Source organism: Rhizobium sp. G21 (genome assembly GCF_014158035.1).
Classification (GTDB): Bacteria; Pseudomonadota; Alphaproteobacteria; order Rhizobiales; family Rhizobiaceae; genus Rhizobium_E.
The window spans coordinates 2,661,864-2,685,678 of sequence record NZ_JACFXW010000001.1 but is presented as its reverse complement, the minus strand read 5'-3'; the positions used below and the strand labels follow the sequence as shown (position 1 = coordinate 2,685,678).

The window sequence follows — 23,815 nt, the reverse complement described above, 5'->3', positions numbered from 1 at the left end:
GTTTGACAGAGATAGAGGCTCGGCGCGCAGTTGCAAGGCGCAGGCGGCAGAGGCCGGTTTGACCTTTCGTCATCCTGTCATTAAAGCAGCGACACTGAGACGACAGGACGGGACAGCCATGATCGAGTACGAGAAGTTCATCTATCTGGACATGTACAAGACGGGCAGCAGTTACGTCGTCGCCCTTCTCAACCGTCTGGTTGCCGGCAAACCCGTGCGCGCCTTCCGTCATGCGCCGCTGACTAAGGGCCGCCCCTTCTTCTGGAAACAGGGTAAATACGCCTTCGCCACGGTCCGCAACCCCTGGGACTGGTATGTATCGATGTGGTCCTATTCGATCGAGCAGCCCAATGTCGTATTTTTCCGTGATGTGAGGAAATCGCTTGGAGAAGAGGGCGTTCAACGCCTTTTCGACCGTTCGAACCCCAAGGCGTCCTTCCGGCTATGGCTGCGCTCGGTCAACGACCCCAGCTTTTTCAAGACGATCGAAACGGAAAACCCCTACGCCCATTCCTCGGTCAATCCGTTTCTCGGCTTCTATTCCTATCGCTTCTTGCGGGTGACGACGCCGCATCCCGCGCTTGCGCTGCATCGCGGCTATCTCTGGAACATGGACCGCGCCATCGCCCATCAGAAACGCTGGGCGATTTATGATCGCGTGTTCAAGAGCGAGACGCTGACCGAAGAGTTTTCCGCCTTCGTGCTGGACAATGTCGAGCGATGCGGCTTCAAGAAGAACGCCGAGGCGATTCTGAGGAAGCACGCGCCGCAGCCCAAGAACGTCTCGACTCGCACGCTGACCTCCTATCGCGATTATTACGACGACGAATTGCGCGAGCTCGTCGCCCGACGCGACCGCCTCATGATCGAGCTGTTCGGCTACGAATTCTGATCAATCGCCTGCAAGGCTTGACTTTTACGGCGCGCTGATGTTTAAGCCGCCGCATCTCACAGGTCTAGGATGATCTGAGCAGCCGACCGGACCGTCGTTCGACGATTGTGTCAGGAGGTCAACACCCGACAGCGCGACGCGCCCTCGGGTGCTTTTTTGCTTGGTCTCTTGTCAGATCGCCTGGGGATGCCGATGTTCCGGGCAGACACGTTCGGACAAAAGGATGGTTGGATGTTTGAGAGCCTTCAGGAACGCCTAGGCGGCATATTGAACGGACTGACGGGCCGCGGCGCCCTGTCGGAGGCCGACGTCAACGCTGCGCTCCGCGAAGTGCGCCGCGCGCTTCTGGAAGCCGACGTGGCGCTGGACGTGGTCCGCTCCTTCACCGAGCGCGTCCGCGAAAAGGCGGTCGGCGCGACCGTTCTCAAGGCGATTAAGCCCGGCCAGATGGTCGTCAAGATCGTCCATGACGAACTCGTGGAGATGCTCGGCGCCGAAAGCGAGACGGTCGACCTCAACGCGCCCGCTCCCGTCGTCATCATGATGGTCGGCCTGCAGGGATCGGGCAAGACCACCACCACCGGCAAGATTGCGCTGCGCCTGACCAATCGCGAGCGCAAGAAGGTTCTGATGGCCTCGCTCGACACGCGCCGTCCGGCCGCGCAGGAGCAACTCCGCCAGTTGGGCGTGCAGACCAATGTCGACACGCTGCCGATCATCGCCGGCCAGTCGCCCGTCGACATCGCCGCACGCGCCGTCCAGGCGGCCAAGCTCGGCGGCCATGACGTCGTCATTCTCGACACCGCCGGCCGCACCCATATCGACGAGCCGTTGATGGTGGAGATGGCGGAAATCAAGCGGAAGTCCAATCCGCATGAAATCCTGCTGGTCGCCGACGCTCTGACCGGTCAGGACGCCGTCAATCTCGCCCGCAATTTCGACGAACGCGTCGGCATCACCGGCCTCGTGCTGACCCGCATGGACGGCGACGGCCGCGGCGGCGCGGCGCTGTCGATGCGCGCCGTCACCGGCAAGCCGGTCAAGCTGATCGGCGCCGGCGAAAAGATGACGGATCTGGATGAATTCCATCCACGCCGCATCGCCGACCGCATCCTGGGCATGGGCGACATCGTCTCGCTGGTCGAAAAGGCCACGGAGACGATCGACGCCGAAAAAGCCAAGGCCATGGCCGAGAAGATGGCCAAGGGCAAGTTCGACCTGAACGACCTCGCCGACCAGCTCGCGCAGATGCAGAAGATGGGCGGCATGGGCGGCATCATGGGACTGATGCCCGGCATGGCCGGCATGAAGGACAAGCTGGCCGGCGCCGGCTTCGATGATCGCTCGATCAAGCGCCAGATTGCCATCATCTCCTCGATGACCAAGGCCGAGCGCGCCAATCCCGACATTCTCAAGCATTCGCGCAAGAAGCGCATCGCCGCCGGCTCCGGCACCGACGCCGCCGAAATCAACAAGCTGCTCAAGATGCATCGCGGCATGGCCGACATGATGAAGGCCATGGGCGGCGGCAAGGGCGGCGGCATGATGAAACAGATGATGGGCGGCCTCGCCAGCAAGATGGGCCTCGGCGGCATGGGTGGAATGGGCGGCATGCCCGACCTCTCCAAGCTCGATCCGAAGCAGCTCGAAGCGCTGGCCAGGCAGGCGGAGGCCGCGGGCCTTCGCCCCGGCTCCGGCATGCCCGGCCTCGGCGGCCCCAAACTTCCGGGTCTGGGCGGCGGCTTCCCCGGCCTTCCCGGTCTGCCGAAGAAGAAGTGAGGCGCCGAGACATGACCGAAGCCGAGGTGAAGAGCCAACTCGCCCAGTATCGCCAGTCGATCGACAATGTCGACGCAGCGCTTGTTCACATGCTCGCCGAGCGCTTCCGCTGCACCAAGGCGGTGGGTGTGCTCAAGGCGACCTACAATCTGCCGCCGGCTGATCCGGCGCGCGAGGAATACCAGATCAACCGCCTGCGGCAGCTTGCCAAGGACGCCGATCTGGACCCTGATTTTGCCGAGAAATTCCTGAATTTCATCATCAAGGAAGTCATCCGGCATCATGAGGCCATCGCCGCCGATCTCGGCGGCAAAGAGACTGCCGCCTCCTGAGGGAAGCGGAACCACCATCTAGAGACATCCAAGGAGAAAAACATGTCCCTGAAAATTCGTCTGGCCCGCGGCGGCTCCAAGAAGCGTCCTTACTACCATGTCGTCGTCGCCGACGCCCGCTCGCCGCGCGACGGCCGCTTCATCGAGAAGCTCGGCTCCTGGAACCCGATGCTGGCAAGGACGACGCCAACCGCATCGTTCTGAACAACGACCGCATCAAGCATTGGCTCGACAACGGCGCCCAGCCGACCGACCGCGTGCTGCGCTTCATCGCCGACGCCGGCCTCGGCAAGCGCGACGCCCGCAACAATCCGGAAAAGGCTCAGCCCGGCAAGAAGGCCATCGAACGCGCCAAGGAAAAGGCCGCCAAGGCCGAAGCGGCCGCCGCTGAATAATTCGGCTTCGCCGGCATTCGAAAGCCCTCGCGCGAATTCGCGCGGGGGCTTTTCTTCGTGTGCGCTTCGGCGCTAATAGCAGTCAGCGCCGACAGAGGCGAAAACCGCGATCCCAAGCGAGGTGACCATGGCCCTGGGCAACAAGAAACTTGAAAACCCCGTGCTGATGGGCGTCATCGGCGCGGCGCAGGGTCTGCGCGGCGAAGTGCGCGTCAAGTCCTTCACCGAAGAACCCGTCGCCATCAGCGAATACGGCACGCTCTACGGCGTGGACGGCAAGCCCTACGAGATTCTCGATATCCGCCCGCACAAGGACATGGTCGTCATCCGCTTTCGCGGCGTCAACGACCGCAACCAGGCCGAAGAATTGCGCGGGACCGAACTCTATGTCGAACGCGACGCGCTCGACGACGAGGATCTCGACGACGACGAGTTTTTCTATGCCGATCTCGAAGGCCTGGAAGCGCGCGACGCCGACGGCAACGCCTATGGGGTGGTCAGCGGCATCTTCGACTTCGGCGCCGGCGACATTCTCGAATTGACCCAGGAAGGAAAGCGGGCGCAATTGATCCCCTTCTCCGAGGCTGCAGTGCTCGAAATCGACCTCGAGGCCGGCGTGCTGCTGATCGACCCGATCGCCGCCGGCCTGGTCAATCCCGATGGTGACGACGAGCCTCGCGGCGAGGGTCGCGGATGACGTTCGGCGCCTCGATCCTGACGCTCTATCCGGAGATGTTTCCCGGCTATCTCGGCGAATCCCTGTCCGGCAAAGCGCTGTCGCGCGGCGATTGGGCGCTGGAGACGATCCAGATCCGCAATTTCGCAAGCGACAAGCATCGCAGCGTCGACGACACGCCCGCCGGCGGCGGCGCCGGCATGGTTCTTCGGGCCGACATCCTCGCCAAAGCGATCGATTCGGTGGCGGCCGACGACCGTCCCCGACTGCTGATGAGCCCGCGCGGACGACCGCTGACCCAGGCGAAGGTGCGCGAACTCGCGGCCGGCCCCGGCGTCGTCATCGTCTGCGGCCGCTTTGAAGGCGTGGATCAGCGGGTGATCGACAGCCGCAATCTCGAGGAAGTGTCGATCGGAGACTATATCCTCTCGGGCGGCGAACCGGCGGCAATGATCCTGCTGGATGCGGTGATCCGCGTCCTGCCTGGCGTAATGGGCAATCCGCTGTCGGGGACCCACGAGAGCTTTGAAAACGGACTGCTCGAACATCCGCACTACACCCGTCCACAGAGCTTCGAAGGCGTCGATATCCCGGAGATCCTCACCTCCGGCAACCACGGCAAGATCGAGGCTTGGCGGCGCGAACAGGCGCTGAAACTGACCGCCGAACGCCGGCCCGACCTCCTGCCGGCTCAGCCGGTCAAGAAGTAGTAGATAGACAATCCCAGCCCGCAGGCGACCACCATCCAGCGCAGGAGCGCCTGCGGCGCGCGCTTGGCGAAATGCACGCCGGCAAAACCGCCCAAAGCTGCGGCCGGCAGCATGATCGCGGCATGCGTCCAGGCGACCGCGTCAGCCGCCGAAAACACGATGATGGCGACCAGCGCGATGACGATGGCCAGGAAATTCTTGATGGCGTTCAGCCGGTGATAATCGCCGCCCATCGCGAGGCCCAGCGACGCCAGCATCATGATGCCCATGCCGGCGCCGAAGAAGCCGCCATATATGGACGTCGCCGTTTGCGCGGCGAGGCCGACAATGCCGGGGGCGTGGCGCTCGCCGAGATGTTTCGGCCTGAGCCATGGACCGGCGGCGAAGACGATGGTCGCGGCGAGCAACAGCCAGGGCACCATGCCGCGAAAATCCGCGTCGCTCAGCGACATCAGGAACAGTGCGCCGAGCAGACTGCCGACGAGCGACACGATGCCCAAGGGGAGCGCGCTCCGCCACAGGCGACGAAAATCCCTGAAATAAGCGAGCGTCGAGGTGATATAGCCGGGAAACTGGATGATCGACGACGTGGCGTTGGCGGCGACCGGCGGTAACCCCGCCAGCGTCAGCACGCCGAAGGTCAGAAACGTGCCCCCGCCCGCCACCGCATTGACGGCGGCGGACAGAAATCCTGCGGCGAACATGGCGGCGATCATGCCTGCGGTCACGGTGCGCTCTCTCCTATGGACATCAATCTCGGTCGACTACTCATAGACCGATTTGTCTGGAAACTCCCGCCTTACGAAATCGTCGAACAAGGGAACGGTGAATTCGGTGCTGCCATAGGCCGGGCTCCAAACCATGCCCTTCGCGATAAGGCTTGAGCGCAGGGGCGCGACGGTAGAGACCTTGGCGCCATAAGCCTTGGCGATATCTCCGGACAGATGCGGTCCTGGCCCGAGATACGCCATCGCGATGATGTACTTTCGCTCAGTTGGCGTCATTCGCTCCAGACGCATTCGGAAGAAGCTCTCATCAAGCCGCCGCATGGCTTCAGGTCTCGCGCTGACCACGTCGACTTCGGTGATGACCGGACCTTTGGCGACAGTCCAAGACACAAATCCCCACTCCTGCAAAAAGTAAGGATAGCCTCTCGTCACGTCGAAGATCGCCTTGAGAGCAGCCTCGGTGAATTCCACGCCATTGTCGGCCGCAGGCTCGGAAATCGCCTTTCGCGCATCTGAATAGCTGAGAGCCTGAACCCGCGGAAAGTCGAACAGGCGCTCCGCATAGGATTTGGAATCGCCCATCTTGGCAAGCAACTGCGGAAGACCGGCGCCGAGGAGCACGATCGGCAGGCCGCGTTGATTGACTCGATGGATGGACGTGAAGCGCGCTCAGTTCGAGCTGCGAAAAATACTGCATCTCGTCGATCAGAATGGCGAGCGCGGTGCGCCGGGCCTTTGCCGCAAGTCCACGGCTTGGATCAGTTCAGGAAGATCGTTGCTCAAGTCTCCGCTGTCCGCCGTACCGGCTTCCTCTCCCAGGTCCACACCGACTTCGATCTCTCCAAGCTTCATATTGATCGTCTTGGCAAAATTTCTGAGAATCCGCAGTCCTCGCTCCGCGAGCGCCTTGGCGGATTCCGTACGGGACATTTTCAAGAGGGCGCTTCGCAGTTGTGGAACAATCAATCTCGCCAGCGAAGCGTCGTCATGCGCTTCCATGTAGATCACATGATAGTTGCTGTCCTCGGCGAGTTCCTGGACCTTGTTCAAGACAACCGTCTTCCCGACCCCACGCAAACCGACCGCGATGAAGCTCTTGCCGTGAAAGCCGTTGCGAGCACGTTGAAGAGTCGCGGTGGCTGTGGCGACGAGATCGTCACGGCCTGCGATAACAGGCGGTCTGCTGCCCGCGCCGGGCGCATAGGGGTTTGTGGCCAGATCCATATTTGATTTGCCAGCTTATCGACATTAGGAAAGCTTAAGGTAGTTTATCATGAGCATGATAAGCGAGCAATAAACTGGTGAGGCGAACTGGGGCTTATTACGCTACGGTTTGAGCTCGATTATTGAGTTTAGGATAGTTTATGCGACTGTCGATGTGAGAACTGGCGGGCAAATAGTTTGCTCAACGGGGTGACAAACAGGCAAAGCTGGTGTAAAGCCCCGCGCGGAATGGGTAAAAGCCCATCAACCAGCAATGAAAGGCAGACGTATCCGCTCCCGCCCGAAAGGGCAAGCGCCAGAGGTTTCGACCAAAGGCGGATCGAGGGCGCTCTGGCTGTCAAACCACAAATGAGGTTGACTATGAACATCATCCAGCAGTTGGAAGCCGAACAGGCCGCCAAGATCGCCGCCAAGCGCACGCTTCCAGACTTCTCCCCGGCGACACGATTCGCGTCGACGTGCGCGTCGTCGAAGGCACCCGCACCCGCGTGCAGGCCTATGAAGGCGTCTGCATCGCCCGTTCGGGCTCGGGCCTGAACGAGAGCTTCACCGTTCGCAAGATCTCCTATGGCGAGGGCGTCGAGCGCGTGTTCCCGGTCTACTCGCCGATGGTCGAAGGCGTGGAAGTCGTGCGTCGCGGCAAGGTTCGTCGCGCCAAGCTGTACTACCTGCGCGACCTGCGCGGCAAAAAGGCTCGCATCATCGAAAACACCAGCGTTCGCGCCCGCAAGCTCAACGAAGGCGTTCGTCAGGCTCAGCAGGCTGAAAAGGCCCGCATCGAAGCCGAGAAGGTCGCCGCCGCCCAGGCTCTGGCCGCCGAAAAGGCTGCTGCCGAAGCTGCCGCCGCTGCTGAGAAGGCTGCCGCCGAGAAGGCCGCCGCCGAAGGTTCTGCTGAATAAGCCGATCTGCACATGCCATTCGAACGGCGCCCTCCGGGGCGCCGTTTTTGTTTTGTGCGGCCAGTTTGCTACTCTTTAGCAGAAACTCATAAGTCGTGTCGCATTGTCGCAGTATCTTGCGCGCCAACGACTGGCGGTGTTGAGTAGATCGAAAGCTCAACATAGAGATAAAGACATTGCGAATACTACATCTTTTGGCGGCCCTTGCGGCAGCTGTCACCCTGTCTTCCTGCATCAAGAATGATGAAGACCTTTCCAAAGCTCGGAGTGAAGCGAGGAAACATCCGCAGGCGATGGCGCATTGGGCCAGCTATTGTGAGAATCAGGTCAAATACTGGAACGTTCAGGTTAAAACCGATATCGCAATTTACGTCCGGACGACCAAGGACCAGTTGCCCACCGTTCTGTGCCGACGGATTTCCAAAGCGCTGATGTCCAACAGCATCGTTCTGGCGGATATCAAGGCGCTCACCCGCGATCACCATGTCACACCCCGGATGATCGCCGCCCTACGCAACGGCTGATAGGGTAATCCGGGCTTTCGTCTTGCTCCCGCCCCAGCCTCACGATAGAGACGGGGATCATCTTCAGGGATCGAAGCGGCCGCATGACGAGAAGCATCACCATCCTCGGAGCAACGGGCTCCATCGGCGTCAGCACGCTCGACGTGCTAGCGCAAATGGAAGCCAAGGACGAATTCGAGGTGGCGGCGCTGACGGGCGCCGGCAATATCGCCCTTCTCGCCGAGCAAGCGGTGCGGCATCAAGCAAAGCTCGCCGTCACTGCCGATGAGTCCCGCTATCTGAATCTCAAGGACGCGCTGGCGGGCACAGGCGTCGCCGTCGCGGCCGGCGAGAGCGGTCTGATCGAGGCCGCCGATATGCCCGCCTCCATGGTCATGGCCGCGATCGTCGGCACGGCCGGGCTTGCGCCCACGCTCGCGGCCGCGCGCCGCGGCGCCGATATCGCTCTGGCCAACAAGGAATGCCTGGTGTCGGCGGGCGAGTTGTTCGTCGGCGCCGTCAAGACGGGCGGCGGGCGCTTGCTGCCGGTCGACAGCGAGCACAGCGCCATTTTCCAGTCGCTCGATCCCGAACGTCGCCATGCGGTGGAGCGTGTGATCCTGACCGCTTCCGGCGGCCCCTTCCGGACCTGGAGCCGCGAACAGATGGCCGGCGTCAGCGCCGACGTCGCCCGCGCCCATCCCAACTGGTCGATGGGGCTGAAAATCTCCATCGGCAGCGCCAGCATGTTCAACAAGGCGCTGGAGGTGATCGAAGCCAAGCACCTCTTCGATCTCGAACCGCATGAGATCGAGGTGATCGTGCATCCGCAATCGATCATCCACTCCATGGTCGGCTATCGCGACGGCTCGATCATCGCCCAGCTCGGCGCGCCCGATATGCGCACCGCGATCGGCTATGCGCTCACCTTTCCAGACCGCCCTGCCCTCAATGTCGAACGGCTCGATTTCGCCAAACTGGCGCGGCTGGATTTCGAGGCGCCGGACGAAGTCCGTTTTCCGGCGCTCCGGCTGGCGCGTCTCGCGCTGACCCGTGGCGGCGTGCAGGCGCTGACGATGAACGCCGCCGAGGAGACCGCCTTCCACGCCTTTTGCGACGGCAGGATCGGCTTTCTCGACATGGCCGACATCGCCGAAAGCGCCATGGAGGCCATGGTGGATTGGCCGGCGGCGAACACCATCGAAGACGTCTTCGCCGCCGACAGCGAGGCGCGCCGGCGCGCGGCCGAATTCATCGCCCGCAAGGCGTTCTAATTTCAGCCATAGATCGCATGGACGATTTCTTCGGGATAGCGGCCCGTGCAGCCTTCGAGCGCATTGTTGGTGACCGAAAGACCGGTGATGCGGTTGACGGGATCGATGAACCAGTTGAGCCCGTAGACCCCGCCCCATCGCACCGTGCCTTCAGGCTGGAGCGTCATCGCCAGACGACGATCGGTGACGAGGGCGCCGACATAGGTGAATTTGCGGCCCGGCTCCGCCTCGATCTCGCCAATCTGGTTGGACAGCGCCGATCGCACCGTCTCGAGCGATAGTATGTCGCCGCCGCCCCGCGCCAGCGTGTCGAGAAAGGTCATCACGTCCGGCGCCGTGCCGGCCATGCCGGCGCCGCCGGATTGGAACGCCCGGGGATTGAGGATCCGGCCCGGCGAGAAGGTCAGGGTCCAGCCCTCCGTTTCCGGCGGGCTATAGGGGTCGGGCATACGAACCGCCTCGGGATGACCATCCGCATAGGCGACCGCCAGCCTGTTGGCGTCGGTGACATGAAAGCGGCAGTCAGCAAGCCCCAGGGGATCGCAGACATGGGTCCTGACCGCCTCTTCCAGCGTTCCGCCATGCACCTTGGCGATCACAGCGCCGAGAAGGTCTGTGGCGTAGGAATAGAGCCATTGATTGCCGGGCTCGAAACGCAACGGGATCGCGTTGACGCGCGAGAAATTGGCTTCGTAGTCGAGATCGGTGTCGGCGAGGCCGCAATTGACGGCGAGATCGGCCGGCAGGCGCTCGAGCGCCGGATCATAGGCGAGCCCGGCGGTATGGGTCAGCAGATGATGAAGCGTGATGTCGCCTACCCGTCCATCGGCGAGCTTCGGCTGGAACCAGGGCAGATGATCGCGCACGAGATCCTCGACCGACAGCAGTCCGCCTTCGGCCATGGCGAGCGCGGTGACGGCGACAAAGGGCTTGGTGACCGAGGCCAGGCGAAAGATCGTGTCCATGGCGACCGGCCGCCCCGCCTCGCGATCGGCAAAGCCAGCGGCGCGGCGATAGACCGGCTCGCCGTCGCGATGCACCAGAACCACGGTTCCCGTGATGCGGCCCTCGCCGATGGCGCGGTCGATCGCCTGGTCCAATCGCTGGTCCATACCCATGAAAACCCTCCCCTGAAACGACACATGCGGACCATCTCTCGATGATCCGCATGGTGATTTCAAGCGATGGATTTGATCAGGCGACGGCGCGGGCCAGGGCGCAGCGCGCCCACAGCGAATGCAGCGAGCCGACCAGATGGTCGATATCGCCATCGGTGTGATAGGGGGCCGGCGTGATGCGCAGGCGCTCGGTCTTCTTCGGCACCGTCGGATAGTTGATCGGCTGGACATAGATGCCGAAATTGTCGAGCAGCAGGTCCGAGATCCATTTGCACTTGGCGGCGTCCTTCACCATCACCGGCACGATATGGCTGGGATTGTGAAGATGTGGAATGCCGTTGGCGTCGAGTGCGGCGCGCAGCTTGCGCACACGGTCCTGATGCCGGGCGCGCTCGAAGGGACTCGCCTTCAGATGCTGGATCGAGGCGAGAGCGCCGGCGGCGATCGCCGGCGGCAGCGAGGTCGTGAAGATGAAGCCCGAGGCGAAAGAACGCACGAAATCGCACAGCGCATGCGACCCGGTGATATAGCCGCCCATGACGCCGAACGCCTTGCCGAGCGTGCCTTCGATCACCGTCAGGCGATGCATCTGGCCGTCGCGCTCGGCGATGCCGCCGCCGCGGGGACCATAGAGGCCGACGGCGTGCACTTCGTCGAGATAGGTCATGGCGCCGAACTCGTCGGCGAGATCGCAGATTTCCTTGATGGGCGCGATATCGCCGTCCATCGAATAGACCGATTCGAACGCGATCATCTTCGGCGCCGTGGGATCGGCAGCTTCGAGATGGGCGCGCAGATCAGCGAGGTCATTGTGCTTGAAGATCACGCGCTGACACTTGGCGTGACGAATGCCTTCGATCATGGAAGCGTGGTTGCCGGCGTCCGAGAACACGATCATTCCCGGGATCTTCGAACAGAGCGTCGAAAGCGTGGTCCAATTGGACATATAGCCGGAATTGAACAGCAGCGCCGCCTCCTTGCCATGCAGATCCGCGAGCTCCTGCTCGAGCAGAACATGGTAGTGATTCGTGCCGGAAATATTGCGGGTGCCGCCCGCGCCCGCGCCGCAGGAATCGATGGCTTCCTTCATCGCCGCGATGACCTTGGGATGCTGGCCCATGCCGAGATAATCGTTCGAGCACCAGACGGTCACTTCCTGCGGGCCGTTTTCCGTATGACGAATGGCCTTGGGGAATTGTCCCGCGCGACGTTCCAAATCGGCGAAAACGCGGTAGCGGCCTTCCTGGTGCAGCCCATCCAGCGCTTCCGTGAAGAAGGCTTCGAATTCCATAATCATCTCCAGACTCTTAAGGTCTTTTGTGTTTGGAATCATTCCAAACGTCAACCCCTGCCCCTGCGAATCATGAGCTCCGCGTCGTTAGAGCGCATTATCATCCATATCGCTAAAATAGGCATTAAAGCCTGAAACACGAAGCCGCCTTGACTTACGTCAAGACGGCCCGGAATGGCGCGAAAGAGCCGCGTTTCAGAATTCTTCCCAATTGTCCTGGGCGAGCGCGGTGGCGCCGATGGACGCCGGAGCGCTGCGCTGCGGCTTGGGTGAGGCATGTTTGGCCGGCGACGGCTGGGGCGCACGGATGGAGGGTTTCGGCGCGGTGACAGATTTGGCCGGCGCCCGCGTCCTCACGGCTTCCTTGGCCCGACCGGTGCGGAACTCGCCGAGCATCTCATTGATTCGCACCGCCTCGTCGGCAAGGTGATTGCTGGCGCTGTTGGTCTGTTCCACCATCGCTGCGTTCTGCTGCGTGCCCTGATCGATGACGGTGACGGAAGAATTGATGTCCGACAACGCATTGGTCTGGTCGCGCGCCGCCTCGTGGATGGCGTGGATATGCTGGCTGATTTCGGTGACTTCGTGGACGATGCGGCCGAGCGCCTCGCCGGTTTCGGCCACCAGGGCCACGCCGTTCTTCACCTGCTCGCCGGAATTGGTGATCAGGCTCTTGATTTCCTTGGCCGCCTTGGCGGAGCGTTGCGCGAGTTCCCGCACTTCCTGCGCCACGACAGCAAAACCCTTGCCGGCGTCGCCGGCCCGCGCCGCTTCCACGCCTGCATTGAGAGCGAGCAAATTGGTCTGGAACGCGATCTCGTCGATCACGCCGATGATGTTGGAGATCTCCTTCGACGAATTCTCGATGCCGCTCATCGCCGCCACCGCCTGATCGACGATCTGGCCGGATTGCTGGGCGCCGGCCTTGGCGCGGCCGGCGAGATCATTGGCCTGGGCGGCGCGCTGGGCCGAATCGGACACTGTGGCGGTGATCTGCTGGAGGGCTGCGGCTGTTTCTTCCACGGAAGCCGCCTGCTGCTCGGTGCGCTTGGCGAGCTGGTCGGCAGAGGAATGGATGTCGCTCGCCTCGGTTTGTATCTGGGCGGCCGACGTCTCGATACGGTGAATGGTGCCGGCCAGCTCTTCCATCGCGGCGTTGAACGCCTTGCCCATCGCGGCATAGGCCGGAGGCAATTCCGCGCCGATACGGTGATCCAACCGCTTTTCGCCGAGCGCGGCGATCGCCTGGCCCAACACCTGGGACACGTGCTCGGCTTCCTGCAGCGCCTGTTGTTGCGTCGCCTTCAGCGCCGCTTCTTTCTCCTCGACATAGACGGAGATCGCCAGATCCATGTCCAGGAACACCGCCTTGGCGAGACTGCCGAGCATGGCCCCGAGTTCGTCTGCGTCGGCGCCCTTCTTGCCGAACAGACCGTTGCCCGGCGCATGCGCCTTGACCGCTTCTTTCAGGAGATGGTCGAGGATGATCGCGTAGCCGCCGATATACCATTGCGGTTCGAGCCCGATCCGGGCATGCGCCATGCCGATGGCCCGGACATTGGCCGCATATTTCTCTGTGAAGTCGCCCTTGATGATGCTGGTCCAGTGTCCGACTTGGGCGCCCTTGGCGGCCGCCATATGCTGATCGGAAGAAAAGAAGCGGCGCGTCTCCGGCGTGCCGGCGACCTTACCGTAGAATTTGTCGAGCGCTTTGGGCAGTTCGCGCTCGATCACCTCGCGAAGAGACCCGACCTGCTCTTTTTCGGCCTGGGCGAATTGCATGAATTCCAGACGGCGGTCGATCTTGGGCGCGGCATTGTCTTGAAGCGGCGAGGTCATCGAAATTTCCTGAAAGCACTCCCTGCCCCAGCGCGCGTCATGCAGCCGAGCGGGCTCACGTCCGACAGCATCGTCGAACCCGACATCCCTAAATTCTTACAAATAAAACAATAAACACTTGTTAAACGGCAAATCGCCGCGACCCGAATTTCGACGGGTCGCGGCGATCGATTTGATCCGCTTCGATCAACCGGCGGCGGCGACTGCCCGCTTGGCCATTACCCGCACCAGATTGGCGCGATAGGCGGACGAGCCGTGGATATCGGCCATCATCGAGCCCACATCGACATCGACGCCGGCGACCGCATCCGCCGACCAGTCGGCGGCGAGCGCCGCTTCCATGCCTGCATGGCGGAAGACGCCGTTGGAGCCCGCCCCCGTCACCGCCACGCGGACGCCTCCCGAGGCGGATTTCGCCACGAAGACGCCGGCCATGGCGTAGCGCGAGGCGGGGTTGGCGAATTTCGAATAGCCGGCCTTGGCCGGCGCCTCGAATTCGAAGGCGACGATGATCTCGCCGTCCGAAAGCGCCGTCTCGAACATACCGCGGAAATAGTCGTCTGCGGCGATGCGGCGCTTGTTGGTGACGACGGTGGCGGCGAGCGCCAGAACGGCGGAGGGGTAATCCGCCGCCGGATCGTTGTTGGCCACCGATCCGCCCATCGTGCCCATGTGACGAACATGCGGATCGCCGATCATACCGGCGAGTTGCGTGATGGCCGGGCAGACGGCGCGCAGCGCCGACGACGTCGCCACCTCGAAATGGGTGACGCCGGCGCCGATGCGCACCGACGAGCCGTTGACCGAGATGCCCTTGAGCTCCGGCGCATGCCGGAGATCGACGAGATCGGACGGCGCCGCCAGCCGTTGCTTCATCGTGGCGATGAGCGTCATGCCGCCGGCGAGATATTTGGCGTCTTCGCCGGCGCCGAATTTTGCCGCTGCGTCATCGACGGAAGAGGCGCGGTGATAGGACGTGTTGTACATCGTGGTTCCTCCCCGGGTCAGGCGTTGGCGAGCGACCACACCTTTTCAGGCGTGGCGGGCATGGTGAGGGCGTTATTGCCGATGGCGTCGGTGATGGCGTTGATCAGCGCCGGCGGCGAGCCGATGGCGCCGGCTTCCCCGCAACCCTTGATGCCGAGCGGATTGCCCGGGCAGGGCGTGTTCTGATGCGACACGGAGAAGGACGGCAGGTCGTCGGCGCGCGGCATTGCGTAATCCATATAGCTCGCCGTCAGCAACTGGCCGTTCTCGTCATAGATGACGCCTTCGAGCAGCGCCTGGCCGACGCCCTGGGCGATGCCGCCATGCACCTGCCCCTCGACGATCATCGGATTGATGATGTTGCCGAAATCGTCGGCGGCGACGAACTGGCAGATCTCGGTCTTGCCGGTTTCCGGATCGACTTCGACCTCGGCGATGTAGCAGCCGGCCGGGAAGGTGAAGTTGGATGGATCGTAGAAGGCGCTTTCCTTCAGGCCCGGCTCCATGCCGGACGGCAGGTTGTGCGCGGTGTAAGCGGCGAGCGCGACCTGGAACCATGGCAGCTTCTTGTCGGTGCCGGCGACCACCAGTTCGCCATTCTCGATCTGGATATCGGCCTCGTCGGCCTCCATCAGATGCGCGGCGATCCTCTTGGCCTTGGCCTCGACTTTGTCGAGCGCTTTGACGATCGCCGACATTCCGACGGCGCCGGAGCGCGAGCCATAGGTGCCCATGCCCATCTGCACCTTGTCGGTGTCGCCATGCACGATGTTGACATTGGCGATCGGCACGCCGAGACGGTCGGCAACCAGCTGGGCGAAGGTGGTTTCATGACCCTGGCCGTGGCTGTGCGAACCGGTCAGCACTTCGATCGTGCCGACCGCGTTGACACGCACTTCGGCCGATTCCCACAGGCCGACGCCGGCGCCGAGCGAGCCCACCGCCTGCGAAGGGGCGATGCCGCAGGCCTCGATATAGCAACTCATGCCGATGCCGCGCAGCCTTCCCCGGGTCTTGGCTTCGGTCTTGCGGGCGGCAAAACCGTCCCAATCCGCAGCCTGCATGGCGGCGACGAGCGACGCCTCGTAGTCGCCCGCGTCGTAATTCATGATCACCGGCGTCTGATAGGGGAAGCTGCGGATGAAGTTCTGCTTGCGCAATTCGGCCGGCGAGACGCCGAGTTCGCGCGCCGCCGTTTCCATCGTCCGTTCGAGAAGATAGGTCGCCTCCGGACGACCCGCGCCGCGATAGGCGTCGACCGGGGCGGTGTTGGTGTAGACGGTGCGGACATTGCAGTGGATCGCCGGAATGGCGTATTGGCCCGACAGCAGCGTCGCATAGAGATAGGTCGGCACCGCCGAGGAAAACAGCGACATATAGGCGCCGAGATTGGCGATCGTGTCCACCTTGAGGCCGATGACCTTGTTGTCGGCGTCGAACGCCATCTTGACCTTGGAGACATGGTCGCGGCCATGCGCGTCGGTCAGGAAGGCTTCGGTGCGATCCGACGTCCATTTCACCGGCACGCCGGTCTTCTTCGAGGCCCAGAGACAGACGATTTCTTCCGGATAGATATAGATCTTCGAGCCGAAGCCGCCGCCGACATCGGGGGCGATGACGCGCAGCTTGTTTTCCGGCGCGACATTGTAGAAAGCGCTCATCACCAGCCGCGCCACATGCGGATTCTGCGAGGTGGTGTAGCAGGTATAGTGATCCTCGGCCTCGTCATAGATGCCGAGGGCTGCGCGCGGCTCCATCGGATTGGGCGAGAGACGGTTGTTGTGGATCTCGATCTCGGTGACATGCGCGGCGCGGGCGATGGCCGCATCGGCAGCCGTGCTGTCGCCGATCTCCCAGTCGAAGATCAGATTGCCGGGCGCTTCCGGATGGATTTGCGGCGCGCCGCCTGCGAGCGCGTCGGTCGCCGAGACCACCGCGTCCAGCACGTCGTAATCGACCACCACCTGTTCGGCGGCGTCGCGGGCTTCGCCCACGCTGTCGGCCACCACCACCGCGACGGCGTCGCCGACATAGCGGACGGTGTCGTAGGCGAGCGGACGCCAGGCCCCCATCTTCATCGGCGAACCATCCTTGGAATGGATCATCCAGCCGCAGATCAGATTGCCGATGCCGTCTTCCTGCAATTGCTTGCCGGTCAGTACGCCGATCACGCCCGGCATCTCCTTTGCGGCGGAAAGGTCTATGCCGGTGATCTTCGCATGCGCATGCGGGCTGCGCACGAACACCGCGTATCTCATGCCGGGCACGCTCATGTCGTCGGTGTAGCGGCCCTTGCCGGTGAGGAAGCGCTTGTCTTCCTTGCGCGCAACGCGCGCGCCAATTCCTTCGATACCCATCGGTTTCTCCTCCCGAGAGATTGAATCTTATTCGGCGGCTTGCTTGGCGTTCATGTCGGCGGCGGCCGACAACACCGATTTGACGATGTTGTGGTAGCCGGTGCAGCGACAGATATTGCCTTCGAGCTCATGCCTGACGGTCGCTTCGTCGAGCTGGCCGCCATGGCGGCGGATCATGTCGATCGACGTCATCACCATGCCGGGCGTGCAGAAGCCGCATTGCAGGCCGTGGTTTTCCTTGAACGCCGCCTGCACCGGATGCAATTCGCCGTCGGCGGCGACGCCTTCGATCGTGGTGATCTCCGAACCGTTCGCCTGAACGGCCAGAACCGAGCAGCTCTTGACCGACTTTCCGTCCATGTGAACGACGCAGGCGCCGCATTGGGTGGTGTCGCATCCGACATGCGTGCCCGTCAGAGCCAGCTTGTCGCGTATGAAATTCACGAGAATGGTGCGGTCGTCGCAATCGGCGGACATGCGCCGGCCGTTCACCGTCAAGGTTACCTTTGTCATCCTAATCCTCCCAAGGGTTAGACCCTTCCGGCAGTGTGCCAGCTTCCCGCCGTTCATCAAGCAGCATCGTCGTGAGCGGGCCGTGCGCGCAGAAAAAGTGACGCATTGGTGAGACAGTGCCTTCGGGAACAACAACGGCCGATTGGCGGAGGGTAGAAATTTTTCTGCTCGAGGCTGGAACGAATTCACATTTTGAGCTTTTTTAGCTTCTAGCGATCTCCGGTCGGAATCGCGAAACGGGCGTTCGTTCCGGCTGGAAAGCTTGTTTTTGCCGGATGGCCGGCAAACTTTCGGAGGCAATCAATGTACAAAGCAATCGCAATTGTGGTGGCGGGCCTGACGGTGGCCGGCTGCACCCAGACGGAAAGAGGCGCAGCGGTCGGCGCGGCGTCCGGCGCCGTTATCGGCGGCATCGTGTCCAACGACGTGCGCGGCGCAGCCGTGGGCGCAGCGATCGGCGGCGTCCTCGGCGCCGTGGCCGCCCAGCCGGGCCAGTGCTACTATCGCGACAAGTGGGGCCGTCGCTATATCGACGATTGCCCGCGCCGCTATCGCCAGCGCACACGGGTGGTCGTGCGCTACTGAGCGTCGGCGTCAGAGAATATTCAATCCCGGGGCGACGCTCCGGGATTTCTTTATCGGGCGTTGCGTCGAGATGTCGGCCCGATCAGTTTTGCGCCCGTTCATGGAGCGAGAAACACGCTTTTTTATTAAAACATAATTCTTTGTTAAATTCTTTTGTGAAATCTACAGTGGCTTCGTGGATGAATTTTGGACCGACGGTGCGGCCCACCGTCTTGTCGACGTCCTGCTGGATGTCGGCGTGACTTCACGCTGTTTCTCCCGGCTTCGTACCGGCAGCGCCAGCTCGTATCCACACAACAAGATGATTGGATGTCCGAGATCATTCGGCGCATGTAGGACGAGTCTATAATGATGTCTTTCAGTCTCGGCGGCGACGCCGGAAGTATCTTGGCCGCCTTGCAAAAGTCGCTCGCCATCATCGAATTCACGGTCGACGGCGAGATTCTGTCGGCGAATGAAAATTTCTGCCGAACGATGGGTTACAGCCTGGAGGAAATCCGGGGCCAGCATCACCGTCTGTTCGTCGACCCGTAGAGGCCGCGAGCCCCGCTTATGGCGAATTCTGGAACAAGCTGCGGCGCGGCGAATTCGACGCCCGCGAATATCTCCGCTTCGGCAAGAACCGGCGCGAAGTCTGGATCGCAGCGTCGTACAATCCCGTCTTCTCGGGCGGAAAACTGCGAAAGATCGTCAAGATCGCCACCGATATCACCGAGCAAAAGCTGAAATCCATCGAAGATGCCGGCAAGCTGGACAGCATATCCCGCATCCAGGCCGTGATCGAATTCACGCCGGCCGGCGAGATCATCACCGCCAACGAGAATTTCCTGACCACGCTCGGCTATTCGCAGTCCGACATCGTCGGCAAGAAACATGCGATGTTCTGCGCCGCCGACTACGTTCGTTCGGACGAGTACAGGCAATTCTGGGCAGATCTCGCGGCGGGAAAATTCAAGGCCGGCGAATTCGAGCGCATAGGCAAGGACGGACGCCCCGTCTATATTCAGGCGAGCTATAATCCGATCCTCGATCCTTCCGGCAGGGTGGTGAAGGTGGTGAAATTCGCCACCGACGTGACGCTGCGCGTCAACGCCGTGGACGCCCTGGCGCGAGGACTTCAGGATCTCGCCGCCGGCAATCTCGATCAGAGGCTGACGGCGCAGTTTCCCGACAATCTCGTCAAGATCCGCGAAGACTTCAACAGTTCGATCAGCCGGCTGCGCGGCGCCATGGACGAGATCAGCAACAACGCGTTCGCCATCGGCTCGGGCGCCGACGAGATCCGCGCCGCCGCCGACGAACTCGCCCGCCGGACGGAGCAGCAGGCGGCGTCCGTGGAGGAGACGGCCGCGGCCCTCGAGCAAATCACCACCACCGTATCGGACTCCAGCAAGCGGGCGGACGAGGCAAGCCGGCTGGTCAGCCGCACCAAGGAGAACGCCGAGAAGTCCGGCGCAGTCGTGAAACAGGCGATTGCGGCCATGGGCGCGATCGAGAATTCGTCGCGCGAGATCTCGAACATCATCGGCGTCATCGACGAGATCGCCTTCCAGACCAATCTGCTCGCGCTGAATGCCGGTGTGGAAGCCGCCCGCGCCGGCGAGGCGGGCAAAGGCTTCGCCGTTGTCGCGCAGGAAGTCCGCGAACTGGCCCAACGCTCTGCGAAGGCCGCCAAGGAAATCAAGACACTGATCAACACCTCGTCGGAGCAGGTCCGAGGCGGCGTCGGACTGGTCGGGCAGACCGGCGACGTTTTGACCGAAATCGTCGACCAGGTTCAGGATATCGACCGCAACATCCGCGCCATCGTCGAATCGGCCCGTGAGCAGGCGGTCGGTTTAAACGAAATTAACGAAACCGTGATACTCATGGATCAAGGCACCCAGAAAAACGCCGCCATGGTCGAGGAATCCACCGCAGCGAGCCACGGTCTTGCCAGGGAAGTGAGCGCATTGAACATGTTGCTCGCGACTTTCAAAACCGGCGCTTCGCGACAGAGAATTTCTTCGGCGCCGGTCGTCGCCGCGCAGGCGACGCCGCCGATGTCGACGCACTGGGTCAAGCCGCAAAAAGTCAACCGGGCATTCGCCTCCCAAGGCAATGCCGCTATTGCCCAGTCCGCTGACAACTGGGAGGAGTTTTGAGCATGGCGACACCGCAGTCCACCGCGATCTTCGAATCCGACACGATCGAAATCATCGCATTTCGCCTGCATGATCAGGAGTTCTGCGTGAAGACCACGACCATCCGCGAGATCCGCGGCTGGGCGCCCTCGACGCCGATCCCGCACTCCCCCAAGGACGTCATCGGCGTGATGAACCTTCGCGGCACGGTGATCCCGATCATCGACCTCGCCCGCAAGCTGGGCCTGCCGAGCGCCGCCGCCAACGAGCGCAGCGCGATCGTGGTGACCGAAGTGCGCAACATGATCATCGGCATGCTGGTGGATCGCGTCTCGGACATCCTCACCATCAAGAGCTCCGAAGTTCAGCCGGCCCCCGAAATCACCACTTCTTTCGACAAGGCCTATACCGACGGCATCATCGCTCGCGAAAACGGCATGATCTGCTTCCTGAATCTCGCCAAGATGTTCCACGATCAGGAAGCCATCGCCGCCTGAGTTGCGACAGGATAAATTGAAAAAGCCGCGCCCGACAGCATCGGGCGCGGCTTTTTGTCGTTGGCGGCGCGCGCTCACTCGGCCGGAGCGGGCTCCGGCGCGGCTTCGCCGTTCTCGGCGCCTGCGGCGGCGCGCGGCGTCCGGCGCGGGCGGCTGGCGCTGCGACGGCGGGTGGCTTTTTCTGCGGCGGGAGCTGCGTCCTGCTGTGCGGCTTCGGTTTCGATCTGGACTTCGGCCGGAACGCCTTCGATGACGGGCTGAGGCGTGCTTTCGTCGATCACCGGCTGCGGCTGAGGCTGCGGCTTGGGTTGCGAATGACGCGGCGACTGCCTCTGCTGCGGCTGAGGCTGCGCTTGCGGCTGAGCCTGAACTTGCGGCTGCGGCTGTGGCTGATGGGCGGGTTCGGCCTGTACTGCGGATTCCGCCGGGGAGTCGCCGTCTTCTTCTTCGCGCTCGGAATAATCCTGACGTTCCTGGCCCTGTTCGAACCGGTCGTCGCGCTGATAACGCTCCTGATACATGGCCTGCGCCGCCGCGATGATGCGGTTGTAATGTTCGGCATGCTGGAGATAGTTTTCCGCCATGACCCGGTCGCCGGAACTCGACGCATCGCGCGCCAGCGCCATATATTTTTCGGCGATCGTCTGCGCCGTGCCGCGAACCTTCACATCGGGGCCGGAACTGTCATAGGTTCTGGTGAGCGGGTTCTGGCCCTTGCGGTTGTTGTTGTTGTTATTATTGTTATTGTTGTTGCTGTTATTGTTGCCGCCGCTGCTGCGGCCGCGGCTGCGCTGCTTCTGCTGTCCAGGCCTCATCAATCATTCACCCGAAATGTCTGTTTCCATTGCGCTCCGACGCGCCGCATCGGCGTTGAGAGCGCAGCTTTCGCGCTTCACTGTCGCGATCACGTCCACGGACGCCGCTGATCCCGGAATCTACTCCAAAATCCAGAGCCCAGCACCGGACCCGATATGTCAGGACGTATGTTTTGAGAAACCCCAAAGCCCGGCAATCAATTATCGAATCGCTGATCCAGCGGATGCCGCCCGGTGCATGAGGCGACCCTAGACCGCTTTCCGAAGGATTCCAAGCCCTTTCTTGGGAAAGAGCTCAATATTCACGCGCTGAAAGCGGCCTAGGCAGATCTTGTTTTGGAAAAGACCTGCACCCGATCATTGCCGCCATAGTCTCGCCGAGCTTCCGACAAAATGAAACCTTGCCCGCGAAAGATGTCTTCGACGCTCTGTCTTTGATCGAAGCCGGTTTCGACGGCGACAAAGCCCATGGACGCGAGATGCGCGCCGGCGCCGGCTGCAATGGCGCGATAGGCGTCCAGGCCATCCTCGCCGCCGTCCAGCGCCAGAAGCGGATCATGCTCGCGCACCTCCACATCGAGCGTCGGGATGACAGCGGAGGGTATATAGGGAGGGTTGGAGACGATCACGTCGAACACGCGTCCCGCGAGCGGCGCAAACCACGAGCCGCAACCCGTGTCGAAGCGATCGGCTAGGGCCAGAGCCTCGGCGTTCTTCTGCGCGGTGGCGAGGGCTTTTTCGGAGAGGTCGACTGCCATGCCTCGCGCGAACGGCATTTCGGACAGGAGAGCCAGCAAGATCGCGCCTGTGCCCGTGCCGAGATCGACGATCGACAACGGCTCCTCGCGCCGCGGCCGCAAGCGTTCCAATACAGTCTCGACGAGGATTTCCGTGTCCGGGCGCGGCTCCAGCGTCGCCTCGCTCAACTGGAATTCAAGGCCGAAGAATTCCCGCCGCCCGAGAATGCGGTGCGGCGGCTCGCCCGCGAGCCTGCGATCGAGCATCGCGTCGAGCCGCGTTTCATCTTCGGGGCGGAGAGCGAGTTCGGGACGCGCCAGCATGGCGGCGCGATCGAGCCCCAGCGCGCCGCCGATGAGAATGCGGGTTTCGGCCGCGGCATCCTCGACCCCGGCAGCCTGAAGCGCGCGTCGAAAGCGATCCATGATGGCGCCGAGCGTGATGCTCACGAGAGGCCGCCTTCACCCAGGCGGGCGAGCTCCGAGGCCTGGAAATCGGCGATCAATGCGTCGACCACATCGCCGATTTCGCCCTGCATCACCCGGTCGAGCGAATAGAGGGTCAGATTGATGCGGTGGTCGGTCAGCCGACCCTGCGGGAAATTATAGGTGCGAATCCGTTCGGACCGGTCGCCCGATCCCACCTGGCTGCGTCGATCCGCAGACCGGGCGCTGTCGGCCCGCTGACGCTCCATGTCCAACAGTTTGGAGCGCAGCACCTGCATCGCCTTGGCGCGGTTCTGGTGCTGAGACTTCTCCGAACTGGTGACGACGATGCCGGTGGGAAGATGCGTGATGCGCACGGCGGAATCGGTGGTGTTGACATGCTGTCCGCCCGCGCCGGACGCCCGCATCGTGTCGATACGGATATCCTCCTGGCGGATCTCGATGTCGATGTCCTCCGCCTCCGGCAGAACGGCGACCGTGGCCGCCGATGTATGGATGCGCCCTTGCGATTCGGTCGCCGGCACGCGCTGCACGCGATGCACGCCGGATTCGAATTTCAGCTTCGAGAACACGCCGCGGCCCGAAATCTCGGCGATGACTTCCTTGTAGCCGCCCGCCTCGCCTTCGCTTTCGGACAGGATTTCCACCTTCCAGCCATGGGTGGAGGCGTAACGCTCATACATCCGGAAGAGATCGCCGGCGAAGAGCGCGGCCTCGTTGCCGCCGGTGCCGGCGCGGATTTCGAGAATGGCGTTCTTTTCGTCGGCCGCGTCCTTGGGCAGGAGCGCGATCAGCAAATCCTTCTCGAGCTGCTCGATCCGGTCCTGCAGGTCAGGCAGTTCGAGTTCGGCGAGGTCGCGCATGTCGCGATCCATGCCGCCGTCGGCGAGAATGGCGCGCAGGCCCGAAAGTTCTTCCTGCGCCTTCATGTAGGCGGAAATCTTCGCCACGACCGGCTGCAGTTCCGAATATTCTGCGGCGAGCCTGATATAGACGTCTGCCGCCGGGCCCTCGCCCATGCGTGCCTCGACCTCCGCGAAACGGCGTTCGAGTTCCTTCATCTTGTCGAGCGGGAGCGTAGCCAAGGGTCTATA

At 62.5% G+C, this 23,815-nt stretch carries 21 protein-coding genes and 3 pseudogenes; 12 read left to right on the top strand and 12 right to left on the bottom strand.

All coding sequences use genetic code 11. The annotated features are described in order from the left end of the window. Positions 1-118: 118 nt before the first annotated feature. The 6 genes and pseudogenes from H2O14_RS13640 (at position 119) to trmD (ending at position 4,784) form a co-directional block, all read left to right on the top strand. Complete coding sequence (locus H2O14_RS13640; RefSeq protein WP_182828087.1) at positions 119-892, top strand: sulfotransferase family 2 domain-containing protein; 774 nt, start codon at positions 119-121, stop codon at positions 890-892. A 231-nt stretch (positions 893-1,123) separates the two neighbouring features. After that, positions 1,124-2,671, top strand: a complete 1,548-nt coding sequence (gene ffh / locus H2O14_RS13635; protein WP_182828086.1) for a signal recognition particle protein — start codon at positions 1,124-1,126, stop codon at positions 2,669-2,671. Positions 2,672-2,682: 11 nt separating this feature from the next. After that, positions 2,683-3,003, top strand: a complete 321-nt coding sequence (locus H2O14_RS13630) for a chorismate mutase (protein WP_182828085.1) — start codon at positions 2,683-2,685, stop codon at positions 3,001-3,003. A 42-nt stretch (positions 3,004-3,045) separates the two neighbouring features. Beyond that, a pseudogene (gene rpsP / locus H2O14_RS27475) lies at positions 3,046-3,398 on the top strand (30S ribosomal protein S16). Positions 3,399-3,525: 127 nt separating this feature from the next. After that, positions 3,526-4,095, top strand: a complete 570-nt coding sequence (gene rimM, locus H2O14_RS13615) for a ribosome maturation factor RimM (protein WP_182828083.1) — start codon at positions 3,526-3,528, stop codon at positions 4,093-4,095. Then, positions 4,092-4,784 carry a tRNA (guanosine(37)-N1)-methyltransferase TrmD gene (gene trmD, locus H2O14_RS13610; RefSeq protein ID WP_182828082.1) on the top strand — a complete coding sequence of 231 codons (693 nt, stop codon included), beginning with the start codon at positions 4,092-4,094 and terminating at the stop codon, positions 4,782-4,784. The genes rimM and trmD overlap by 4 nt, the downstream gene beginning before the upstream one ends. Here trmD and H2O14_RS13605 read toward each other — a convergent pair. From H2O14_RS13605 to H2O14_RS27465, 3 genes are all read right to left on the bottom strand, one after another. Beyond that, positions 4,766-5,512, bottom strand: a complete 747-nt coding sequence (locus H2O14_RS13605) for a sulfite exporter TauE/SafE family protein (RefSeq protein ID WP_409526922.1) — start codon at positions 5,510-5,512, stop codon at positions 4,766-4,768. The genes trmD and H2O14_RS13605 overlap by 19 nt on opposite strands. A gap of 36 nt (positions 5,513-5,548) precedes the next feature. Beyond that, positions 5,549-6,133 (bottom strand): hypothetical protein, encoded by a 585-nt coding sequence (locus H2O14_RS27470; protein WP_246697386.1) that lies wholly within the window; start codon positions 6,131-6,133, stop codon positions 5,549-5,551. 84 nt (positions 6,134-6,217) lie between these two features. Further along, positions 6,218-6,736: an ATP-binding protein gene (locus H2O14_RS27465; RefSeq protein WP_246697385.1), complete on the bottom strand. Its 519-nt coding sequence runs from the start codon at positions 6,734-6,736 to the stop codon at positions 6,218-6,220. A gap of 360 nt (positions 6,737-7,096) precedes the next feature. On the opposite strand from H2O14_RS27465, the pseudogene rplS reads away from it, so the two are divergent. The 3 genes and pseudogenes from rplS (at position 7,097) to dxr (ending at position 9,412) form a co-directional block, all read left to right on the top strand. After that, positions 7,097-7,635 (top strand): annotated as a pseudogene (rplS, locus tag H2O14_RS13595) (50S ribosomal protein L19). Between the two features lie 194 nt (positions 7,636-7,829). After that, entirely contained in the window at positions 7,830-8,159 is a 330-nt protein-coding gene (locus H2O14_RS13590) for a hypothetical protein (protein ID WP_182828081.1), read from the top strand. An 83-nt stretch (positions 8,160-8,242) separates the two neighbouring features. Then, on the top strand, positions 8,243-9,412 hold the full coding sequence (gene dxr / locus H2O14_RS13585) for a 1-deoxy-D-xylulose-5-phosphate reductoisomerase (RefSeq protein ID WP_182828080.1): 1,170 nt from the start codon (positions 8,243-8,245) through the stop codon (positions 9,410-9,412). Positions 9,413-9,414: 2 nt separating this feature from the next. Here the strand turns inward: dxr and H2O14_RS13580 are convergent, their stop codons facing one another. From H2O14_RS13580 to H2O14_RS13555, 6 genes are all read right to left on the bottom strand, one after another. Further along, on the bottom strand, positions 9,415-10,530 hold the full coding sequence (locus H2O14_RS13580) for a serine hydrolase domain-containing protein (protein WP_182828079.1): 1,116 nt from the start codon (positions 10,528-10,530) through the stop codon (positions 9,415-9,417). A gap of 76 nt (positions 10,531-10,606) precedes the next feature. Next, on the bottom strand, positions 10,607-11,821 hold the full coding sequence (gene hemA, locus H2O14_RS13575) for a 5-aminolevulinate synthase (RefSeq protein ID WP_182828078.1): 1,215 nt from the start codon (positions 11,819-11,821) through the stop codon (positions 10,607-10,609). A 195-nt stretch (positions 11,822-12,016) separates the two neighbouring features. Continuing rightward, a complete protein-coding gene (locus H2O14_RS13570; protein WP_182828077.1) occupies positions 12,017-13,660 on the bottom strand; it encodes a globin-coupled sensor protein in 1,644 nt (547 codons plus the stop codon). 186 nt (positions 13,661-13,846) lie between these two features. Continuing rightward, entirely contained in the window at positions 13,847-14,647 is an 801-nt protein-coding gene (locus H2O14_RS13565) for an FAD binding domain-containing protein (protein WP_182828076.1), read from the bottom strand. 17 nt (positions 14,648-14,664) lie between these two features. Continuing rightward, positions 14,665-17,004: a xanthine dehydrogenase family protein molybdopterin-binding subunit gene (locus H2O14_RS13560; protein ID WP_182828075.1), complete on the bottom strand. Its 2,340-nt coding sequence runs from the start codon at positions 17,002-17,004 to the stop codon at positions 14,665-14,667. Between the two features lie 27 nt (positions 17,005-17,031). After that, a complete protein-coding gene (locus H2O14_RS13555) occupies positions 17,032-17,517 on the bottom strand; it encodes a (2Fe-2S)-binding protein (RefSeq protein WP_182828074.1) in 486 nt (161 codons plus the stop codon). A gap of 303 nt (positions 17,518-17,820) precedes the next feature. Between H2O14_RS13555 and H2O14_RS13550 the strand changes: the two genes are divergently transcribed. From H2O14_RS13550 to H2O14_RS13540, 3 genes and pseudogenes are all read left to right on the top strand, one after another. Continuing rightward, positions 17,821-18,102 carry a YMGG-like glycine zipper-containing protein gene (locus tag H2O14_RS13550; RefSeq protein WP_182828073.1) on the top strand — a complete coding sequence of 94 codons (282 nt, stop codon included), beginning with the start codon at positions 17,821-17,823 and terminating at the stop codon, positions 18,100-18,102. A gap of 348 nt (positions 18,103-18,450) precedes the next feature. Continuing rightward, positions 18,451-20,246, top strand: a pseudogene (locus tag H2O14_RS28485) (methyl-accepting chemotaxis protein). Between the two features lie 2 nt (positions 20,247-20,248). Beyond that, a complete protein-coding gene (locus H2O14_RS13540; protein ID WP_182828072.1) occupies positions 20,249-20,722 on the top strand; it encodes a chemotaxis protein CheW in 474 nt (157 codons plus the stop codon). A gap of 74 nt (positions 20,723-20,796) precedes the next feature. Here H2O14_RS13540 and H2O14_RS13535 read toward each other — a convergent pair whose 3' ends face one another. The 3 genes from H2O14_RS13535 to prfA all read right to left on the bottom strand — a co-directional run bounded on the left by H2O14_RS13535 (position 20,797) and on the right by prfA (position 23,806). Then, positions 20,797-21,537: a DUF4167 domain-containing protein gene (locus tag H2O14_RS13535; RefSeq protein ID WP_182828071.1), complete on the bottom strand. Its 741-nt coding sequence runs from the start codon at positions 21,535-21,537 to the stop codon at positions 20,797-20,799. A gap of 320 nt (positions 21,538-21,857) precedes the next feature. Continuing rightward, complete coding sequence (gene prmC, locus H2O14_RS13530; RefSeq protein WP_182828070.1) at positions 21,858-22,724, bottom strand: peptide chain release factor N(5)-glutamine methyltransferase; 867 nt, start codon at positions 22,722-22,724, stop codon at positions 21,858-21,860. Further along, a complete protein-coding gene (prfA, locus tag H2O14_RS13525; protein ID WP_182828069.1) occupies positions 22,721-23,806 on the bottom strand; it encodes a peptide chain release factor 1 in 1,086 nt (361 codons plus the stop codon). Before prfA ends, prmC begins: the two co-directional genes overlap by 4 nt. Positions 23,807-23,815: the final 9 nt, after the last annotated feature.